This is a genomic window from Yeosuana sp. (genome assembly GCF_057126245.1).
On the sequence record NZ_DBNGMQ010000077.1, the window covers coordinates 177858 to 186430 of the forward strand.

Annotated in this window: 8 protein-coding genes and 2 tRNA genes; all 10 read right to left on the reverse strand. The window is 35.4% G+C overall.

Going from position 1 to position 8573, the window contains the following annotated elements:
• Window positions 1-60: 60 nt before the first annotated feature.
• The 10 genes from rpoB to AC15TD_RS10585 all read right to left on the reverse strand — a co-directional run bounded on the left by rpoB (window position 61) and on the right by AC15TD_RS10585 (window position 8529).
• Window positions 61-3873 (reverse strand): DNA-directed RNA polymerase subunit beta, encoded by a 3813-nt coding sequence (rpoB, locus tag AC15TD_RS10540; protein WP_484452106.1) that lies wholly within the window; start codon window positions 3871-3873, stop codon window positions 61-63.
• A 124-nt stretch (window positions 3874-3997) separates the two neighbouring features.
• Window positions 3998-4375 (reverse strand): 50S ribosomal protein L7/L12, encoded by a 378-nt coding sequence (gene rplL, locus AC15TD_RS10545; protein WP_484452107.1) that lies wholly within the window; start codon window positions 4373-4375, stop codon window positions 3998-4000.
• A gap of 65 nt (window positions 4376-4440) precedes the next feature.
• Window positions 4441-4962 (reverse strand): 50S ribosomal protein L10, encoded by a 522-nt coding sequence (gene rplJ, locus AC15TD_RS10550; RefSeq protein WP_484452108.1) that lies wholly within the window; start codon window positions 4960-4962, stop codon window positions 4441-4443.
• An 18-nt stretch (window positions 4963-4980) separates the two neighbouring features.
• Complete coding sequence (rplA, locus tag AC15TD_RS10555) at window positions 4981-5670, reverse strand: 50S ribosomal protein L1 (protein WP_484452109.1); 690 nt, start codon at window positions 5668-5670, stop codon at window positions 4981-4983.
• Window positions 5671-5690: 20 nt separating this feature from the next.
• On the reverse strand, window positions 5691-6128 hold the full coding sequence (gene rplK, locus AC15TD_RS10560; RefSeq protein WP_237231066.1) for a 50S ribosomal protein L11: 438 nt from the start codon (window positions 6126-6128) through the stop codon (window positions 5691-5693).
• A gap of 73 nt (window positions 6129-6201) precedes the next feature.
• Window positions 6202-6756 carry a transcription termination/antitermination protein NusG gene (gene nusG, locus AC15TD_RS10565; protein ID WP_484452110.1) on the reverse strand — a complete coding sequence of 185 codons (555 nt, stop codon included), beginning with the start codon at window positions 6754-6756 and terminating at the stop codon, window positions 6202-6204.
• A gap of 18 nt (window positions 6757-6774) precedes the next feature.
• A complete protein-coding gene (secE, locus tag AC15TD_RS10570; protein WP_484452111.1) occupies window positions 6775-6969 on the reverse strand; it encodes a preprotein translocase subunit SecE in 195 nt (64 codons plus the stop codon).
• Window positions 6970-7071: 102 nt separating this feature from the next.
• Window positions 7072-7144, reverse strand: a tRNA-Trp gene (locus tag AC15TD_RS10575).
• Between the two features lie 63 nt (window positions 7145-7207).
• A complete protein-coding gene (tuf, locus tag AC15TD_RS10580) occupies window positions 7208-8395 on the reverse strand; it encodes an elongation factor Tu (protein ID WP_484452112.1) in 1188 nt (395 codons plus the stop codon).
• Window positions 8396-8457: 62 nt separating this feature from the next.
• Window positions 8458-8529: transfer RNA gene (locus tag AC15TD_RS10585), tRNA-Thr, on the reverse strand.
• Between the last annotated feature and the right edge of the window lie 44 nt (window positions 8530-8573).

The window sequence follows — 8573 nt, forward strand, 5'->3', positions numbered from 1 at the left end:
GTGATATCCAATTATTTGTAAACTTTTAGCACATCACTTTTTCAAGTGATGTGCAATATATTATTCCTCTAATCTTATGTCTAATCCAAGACCTTTCAACTCATGCATTAATACATTGAAAGATTCTGGTAGTCCCGGTTCTGGCATTGGTTCGCCTTTAACAATGGCTTCATACGTTTTTGCTCTACCAATAACATCATCAGATTTTACGGTTAAGATTTCACGTAGCGTTGAAGAAGCGCCATAAGCTTCAAGTGCCCATACCTCCATCTCACCAAAACGCTGTCCACCAAATTGTGCTTTACCACCAAGCGGTTGTTGCGTAATTAATGAGTAAGGTCCTATTGAACGTGCGTGCATTTTATCATCAACCATATGTCCTAATTTTAACATATAGATAACTCCAACGGTTGCAGGTTGATCAAAACGTTGACCTGTTCCACCATCATACAGATAGGTATGACCAAATCTTGGAATTTCAGCTTCGTCTGTTAATTCGTTAATCTGATCTAAGGTAGCACCATCAAAAATAGGCGTCGCATAAGTGCGTCCTAATTTTTGTCCAGCCCAACCAAGTACAGTTTCATAAATCTGACCAATGTTCATACGAGACGGTACACCAAGCGGATTTAATACGATGTCAACAGGCGTTCCATCTTCTAAGAAAGGCATATCTTCTTGACGAACAATACGAGCCACAATACCTTTGTTACCGTGACGTCCTGCCATTTTATCACCAACCTTAAGTTTACGTTTCTTAGCAATATAAACTTTTGCAAGTTTTATTATACCGGCAGGAAGTTCGTCTCCTACAGAAATTGTAAACTTCTCACGTCTTAAAGACCCTTGTAAATCGTTTTCTTTAATTTTGTAGTTATGAATTAAATCTGCTACTAATTGATTTGTATGATCATCGGTTGTCCATTTTCCAGACACTAAATGCGCATAATCATCAACTGCATTTAACATTTTAAGTGTGAATTTTTTACCTTTTGGTAATACTTCTTCGCCTAAATCATTATAAATACCTTGAGCCGTTTTACCATTTACGATGTTGAATAATTTTTCGATTAAAACATTTTTTAAATCTTCAAATTTAGCATCATAAACACCTTCTAACTGAGCAATATCGTCCTTATCTTGAGCTCTTTTGCGTTTATCTTTAACGGCACGAGCAAATAATTTTTTATCTATTACTACACCATTTAAGGATGGAGACGCCTTTAAAGAGGCATCTTTAACATCACCTGCTTTGTCACCAAAGATAGCTCGTAATAATTTTTCTTCAGGAGTTGGATCACTTTCACCTTTTGGCGTGATTTTTCCAATAAGAATATCACCAGGTTTCACATCTGCTCCAATACGAATCATTCCATTTTCATCCAAATCTTTAGTAGCTTCTTCTGAAACGTTTGGAATATCATTGGTTAATTCTTCGTTACCCAACTTCGTATCTCTAACTTCTAAAGAATACTCATCAATATGAATAGAAGTAAAAATATCTTCTCTTACAACTTTTTCTGAGATCACAATCGCATCCTCAAAATTATATCCTTTCCAAGGCATAAAGGCCACTTTCATATTTCTACCAAGTGCTAATTCGCCTTTTTGTGTAGCATAACCTTCACATAAAACTTGACCTTTAGTAACCTTATCACCTTTTATTACAATTGGTTTAAGATTGATAGAAGTTCCTTGGTTTGTTTTTCTGAATTTTACGAGGGGGTATGTCTTAACATCACTATCAAAACTTACTTTGGCCTCATCTTCGGTACGATCATACTTAATAACGATTTGGGTGGCATCAACATATTGAACAACACCATTACCTTCTGCATTGATAAGTACACGAGAATCTGAAGCGACTTGGCGCTCTAAGCCTGTTCCAACAATAGGTGCTTGAGGTAGTAATAATGGAACTGCCTGACGCATCATGTTAGATCCCATTAAGGCACGGTTTGCATCATCATGCTCTAAGAACGGAATTAAAGAAGCCGAAATAGATGAGATTTGATTTGGCGCTACGTCTGTGTAATCAAGACTTTTAGGATCAATCACAGGGAAATCTCCTTCCATTCTAGCAATTACTTTATCGTGTAAAATCTTACCATCATCATCAACTTTAACGGTTGCTTGCGCAATTAATTTTTCCTCTTCCTCTTCTGCACTTAAATAAATGGGGGCATTTTTAATATCAACGACACCATCAGTTACTTTTCTATAAGGAGTTTCAATGAATCCCATTGAATTAACCTTAGCAAATACTGACAGAGAAGAAATCAAACCAATGTTTGGTCCTTCCGGTGTTTCAATTGGACATAGACGTCCGTAGTGTGTATAGTGAACATCACGAACCTCGAAACCTGCTCTTTCTCTAGATAAACCTCCTGGTCCTAAAGCTGATAAACGACGTTTGTGAGTGATTTCAGCTAATGGATTTGTTTGATCCATAAACTGAGATAACTGATTCGTTCCGAAGAATGAATTAATAACAGACGATAAAGTCTTAGCATTAATTAAATCTATAGGAGTAAACACCTCGTTATCACGAACGTTCATACGTTCACGAATCGTACGTGCCATACGTGCTAAACCAACACCAAATTGAGAAGATAATTGTTCACCTACTGTACGAACACGACGGTTAGATAAGTGATCAATATCATCAATCTCTGCTTTAGAATTGATTAACTCTATTAAGTATTTTATAATAGTTATGATATCTTCTTTAGTAAGCACTTGCTTATCCATTCCAATATCAAGACCTAATTTTTTATTCATTCTGTAACGCCCAACTTCTCCCAAAGAATAACGTTGGTCACTAAAGAATAATTTATCTATAATACCACGTGCTGTTTCCTCATCTGGCGGTTCAGCATTACGCAGTTGTCTGTATATATGTTCAACAGCCTCTTTTTCAGAGTTTGTTGGATCTTTCTGTAATGTATTATGAATAATTGCATAATCACCTTGCTCAGCACTTTCTTTGTGTAAAAGAATCGTTTTAACGTCAGCCTCAAGAATTTCTTCTATATTCTCTTTATCTAAAACTGTATCACGATCAAGAATAATTTCGTTACGCTCAATAGATACAACTTCTCCTGTATCTTCATCAACAAAATCCTCATGCCATGTATTTAAAACACGTGCTGCTAATTTTCTTCCTAAGTATTTTTTTAATCCAGATTTTGATACTTTTACTTCTTCAGCAAGATCAAAAATCTCTAAAATGTCTTTATCTCGTTCAAAGCCTATAGCCCTGAACAATGTTGTAACAGGTAATTTTTTCTTTCTATCAATGTAGGCATACATTACCTGATTAATATCTGTAGCAAATTCAATCCAAGAACCTTTGAAAGGAATAACCCTAGCTGAATATAATTTAGTTCCATTTGCATGAAATGACTGTCCAAAGAAAACACCGGGAGATCTGTGTAATTGGGATACAACTACTCGCTCTGCACCATTAATTACAAATGTACCACTTGGTGTCATGTAAGGTATTGTCCCTAAGTAAACATCTTGCACAATAGTTTCAAAATCTTCATGTTCAGGATCTGTACAATAAAGTTTTAGCCTCGCCTTTAAAGGAACGCTATAGGTAAGCCCTCTTTCAATACACTCATCAATAGCATATCTTGGTGGATCTACAAAGTAATCTAAAAATTCTAAAACGAATTGATTACGAGAATCTGTTATAGGAAAGTTTTCCATGAAGGTATTATAAAGACCTTCATCTCCTCTTTCTTCTGATTTTGTCTCTAATTGGAAAAAATCCTGGAAGGATTTTATCTGAATATCCAAGAAATCTGGATACTCTGTTCTATTTACAATAGAGGAGAAATTTAATCTTTCAGCTTGTGTTGATAACATCAATGGACGGAGTTTTGATTAAAAAAAAATAATTGTGGCGTATGTAATGATTATATACGCAAAATGGTTTAGGTCTTGGAGTTAACCTCCAGACCTAAACCTTTATGTTCTTGGTTAGGTAAGCTTATTTAAGCTCAACCTCTGCTCCAGCTTCTTCTAAAGATGCTTTTAATGCTTCAGCTTCGTCTTTAGAAACTGCTTCTTTAATTGGGCTTGGTGCTTCATCAACTAAACCTTTAGCTTCTTTTAAGCCAAGACCAGTTAATTCTTTTACTAATTTAACAACTGCTAATTTAGATGCTCCAGCTGCTTTTAATATCACATCAAATTCAGTTTGAGCTTCAGCGGCTTCTTCACCACCAGCAGCAGGACCAGCAACAGCAACTGCAGCAGCAGCAGCAGGCTCGATACCATACTCATCTTTTAATATAGTAGCTAACTCGTTTACTTCTTTTACTGTTAAGTTAACTAATTGTTCTGCGAAATCTTTTAAATCTGCCATTTTTCTATCGTTTTAATAATTTTTTAATTTTAATATAATTGTAATAAAGTGCGTACTTGATAATACTATCCTTCTTTTTCAGATAGTGTTTTAATAATTCCAGCTAGTTTTCCACCACTTGATTTAAGTGCTGAAACAACGTTTTTAGCAGGAGATTGTAATAATCCAATAATATCTCCTATTAACTCTTCTTTAGACTTGATATCTACTAACATGTCTAATTGGTTATCGCCAATATAAACTGCTTCCTCAATAAATGCGCCTTTTAATAAAGGTTTATCTGATTTTTTACGGAAGGTTTTTATTAGCTTAGCTGGCACATTACCAGTTTCAGAATACATCACAGATGTATTTCCTTTTAAGACAGTAGCAAGATCTCCAAAATCTCTATCTGAAGCTTCCATTGCCTTTTCTAGTAATGTATTTTTAACAACTGCTAATTTTACGTTGGCTTTAAAACAAGCGCGACGTAAATTTGAGGTAGTATTTGCGTTTAATCCTGAAATATCTGTTAAATAAATATTTGCATTATTGGCTAATTCTGCAGTTAATTCCTCAATTACTTTTGATTTTTCTTCTCTTGTCATAATAAAAGTTTTAACTTATTAACCAATTTTTGAATCAACGGCAATACTAGGACTCATTGTAGAAGACATATAAATGCTCTTAACATAAGTGCCTTTTGAAGCAGTTGGTTTTAATTTAATTAATGTTTGTAATAATTCATTTGCATTGCCTGCAATTTTATCAGCGCTAAATGATGCTTTTCCAATTGGAGCATGAACAATACCAGTTTTATCAACTTTAAAGTCAATTTTCCCAGCTTTCACTTCCGCAACTGCTTTTGCAACATCCATAGTTACTGTGCCTGTTTTTGGGTTTGGCATTAAACCACGAGGACCTAATACACGTCCTAAAGGACCCAATTTACCCATTACACTTGGCATCGTAATAATAACATCAACGTCGGTCCAACCATTCTTAATTTTATCAAGATACTCGTCTAAACCTACGTAATCTGCTCCGGCTTCTTTAGCCTCGGCTTCTTTATCTGGTGTTACTAATGCTAATACTTTCATGTCTTTACCTGTACCATGAGGAAGTGAAACAACTCCTCTTACCATTTGATTTGCTTTACGAGGATCAACTCCTAAACGAACCGCAATATCTACAGATGCATCAAATTTTGTACTAGTAATTTCTTTTACTAATGAAGATGCTTCATCAAGAGAATAAATTTTCCCTTTTTCTATTTTTGCTAAAGCCTCTTTTTGCTTTTTTGTTAATCTTGCCATTTTATAATGTCTTTAATCGATTAAGATGGAAATTTTCCTGTTACAGTTATTCCCATTGATCTTGCCGTACCAGCAACCATTTTCATAGCAGACTCCGTAGTAAATGCATTTAAATCTACCATTTTGTCTTCTGCAATAGTTTTAACCTGGTCCCAAGACACTTTAGCTACTTTTTTTCGGTTTGGTTCTCCTGAACCTTTTTTCACTTTGGCCGCTTCTAATAATTGTACTGCAGCTGGAGGAGTTTTGATTACAAAGTCAAATGATTTGTCTTTGTAAACAGAGATAACAACTGGTAATACTTTACCAGGCTTATCTTGAGTTCTCGCATTAAATTGCTTACAGAACTCCATAATGTTAACTCCAGCAGCACCTAAAGCGGGTCCAACCGGTGGCGATGGATTCGCAGCACCTCCCCGAACTTGTAACTTAACTACTTTACCTAATTCTTTTGCCATTTTTAATAATTTAGTTTGATACGTTTTTTATTTGGAAGCAAAAACCGCATCTCTTTATATAGTGTAACAATTATTATACTTTTTCAACTTGCATATAGCTTAACTCCAATGGTGTTTTTCTTCCAAAGATTTTAACCATTACTTCAAGCTTACGCTTTTCTTCATTTATTTTTTCAATCGTACCATCAAATCCATTAAACGGTCCATCGATAACTTTTACTGTTTCTCCTTTTGTAAAAGGAATTGCAACATTAGCATTTTCCTCTACTGATAATTCATCAACCTTACCTAACATTCTGTTAACTTCAGATTGTCTTAATGGCACAGGGTCTCCACCTTTAGTTTCTCCTAAAAAACCAATAACGTTAGTGACCGATCTAATTATATGAGGAACTTCACCAGCTAAATTTGCCTGAATCATTATATATCCCGGGAAGAAAACCTTTTCCTTATGAATTTTTTTTCCGTTACGTATTTGAATAACTCTTTCTGTAGGAACTAACACCTGATCTACATAATCTTGAAGACCTAAACGAGCTATTTCATTCTCAATATAAGTCTTGATTTTGTTTTCCTGACCACTTACTGCTCTAACAACATACCATTTTTTACTGCTTACTTCAGACATAGAATTGAATTTTTACTGTTAACTAATTAATTGAAAGTAAAACGCAATCACTCTGCTGAATACGGTATCAACGCCCCAAATTGCTAAAGAAAATACAATTGAAAAAACCGCGACTAAAACAGTTAAACTTTGAGCTTCTGCCCATGGCGTCCAACTTACATTATTTTTAAGTTCTCCAAATGATTCTTTTACATAATTTACAATTCCAGCCATTTATATTTTATTTTATTTTACGAGATTCAATATTATTAAAATATCATACATTCATCTCGCATTATCTTTTGATTATTTTCAAAAGCACTTTTTATTTCCAAGCACGGGTTGAGAGACTCGAACTCCCGACACCTGGTTTTGGAGACCAGTGCTCTACCAACTGAGCTAAACCCGTAAATATAAGTCAAGGCATTCCATAAAAATGGAATACCTTAGCTTATTATATAATTATACTTAATTAGTCTAAAATCTCAGTAACCTGACCAGCACCAACTGTTCTACCACCTTCACGAATCGCAAAACGTAAACCTACATTCATTGCAATTTTCTGAATTAAATCAACAGTGATAGTTAAGTTGTCTCCAGGCATAACCATCTCAACTCCATCAGGAAGCACAATGTTTCCAGTTACGTCAGTTGTACGAACGTAAAACTGTGGACGGTAGTTATTATGGAATGGCGTGTGACGTCCACCTTCTTCTTTTTTCAAGATATAAACCTCAGCTTTAAATTTAGCATGTGGAGTTACAGAACCTGGCTTAGTAATTACCATACCTCTAGAGATTTGAGTTTTCTCAATACCTCTTAATAAGATACCAGCATTATCTCCAGCTTCACCTCTATCAAGAATTTGACGGAACATTTCAATACCTGTAATAGTAGAAGTTAACTTCTCAGCACCCATACCAATAATTTCTACAGGATCTCCAGTATTTGCAATACCAGTTTCAATACGACCAGTAGCAACAGTTCCACGACCAGTGATAGAGAATACATCTTCAATAGGCATTAAAAATGGCTTATCAACTTCTCTTAATGGTTCTTCTATCCAAGTATCAACAGCTTCCATAAGCTCCATTACAGAATCAACCCATTTTTGCTCACCGTTAAGTGCACCTAAGGCAGAACCGGCAATTACAGGCCCGTTATCTCCATCATACTCATAGAACGATAATAGATCTCTAATTTCCATATCTACTAATTCTAGTAACTCTTCATCATCAACCATATCCACTTTATTCATGAATACAACAATACGAGGAATACCTACCTGACGACCTAATAAGATATGCTCACGCGTTTGAGGCATAGGACCATCAGTTGCAGCAACCACTAAAATTGCACCATCCATTTGAGCAGCACCCGTTACCATGTTCTTTACGTAATCCGCGTGACCTGGACAGTCAACGTGCGCATAGTGACGATTTGCAGTTGAATACTCAACGTGAGACGTATTAATTGTAATACCTCTTTCTTTTTCTTCAGGAGCATTATCGATTGAATCGAAACTTCTCATTTCAGACAATCCTGCATTTGCTAATACAGAAGTAATAGCAGCAGTTAAAGTTGTTTTACCGTGATCTACGTGTCCAATTGTACCAATATTTAAATGTGGTTTTGAACGATCAAAATTTGCCTTTGCCATGTTTAATTTATTTAATCTTAGTTATATAATAATATTAGTGTGTACGTTTCTAACTTTGATAGAGCCAATGACGGGAATTGAACCCGTGACCTCTTCCTTACCAAGGAAACGCTCTACCCCTGAGCTACACCGGCTTTAAAAAAGAGCGGGAGACCGGGTTCGAACCGGCGACATTCAG

Excerpts from the sequence above, each read along its gene's own strand:
- rpoB (WP_484452106.1), bottom strand. The coding sequence starts at position 3,873 with ATGTTATCAACACAAGCTGAAAGATTAAATTTCTCCTCTATTGTAAAT.
- rplL (WP_484452107.1), bottom strand. The coding sequence starts at position 4,375 with ATGGCAGATTTAAAAGATTTCGCAGAACAATTAGTTAACTTAACAGTA.
- rplJ (WP_484452108.1), bottom strand. The coding sequence starts at position 4,962 with ATGACAAGAGAAGAAAAATCAAAAGTAATTGAGGAATTAACTGCAGAA.
- rplA (WP_484452109.1), bottom strand. The coding sequence starts at position 5,670 with ATGGCAAGATTAACAAAAAAGCAAAAAGAGGCTTTAGCAAAAATAGAA.
- rplK (WP_237231066.1), bottom strand. The coding sequence starts at position 6,128 with ATGGCAAAAGAATTAGGTAAAGTAGTTAAGTTACAAGTTCGGGGAGGT.
- nusG (WP_484452110.1), bottom strand. The coding sequence starts at position 6,756 with ATGTCTGAAGTAAGCAGTAAAAAATGGTATGTTGTTAGAGCAGTAAGT.
- secE (WP_484452111.1), bottom strand. The coding sequence starts at position 6,969 with ATGGCTGGAATTGTAAATTATGTAAAAGAATCATTTGGAGAACTTAAA.
- tuf (WP_484452112.1), bottom strand. The coding sequence starts at position 8,395 with ATGGCAAAGGCAAATTTTGATCGTTCAAAACCACATTTAAATATTGGT.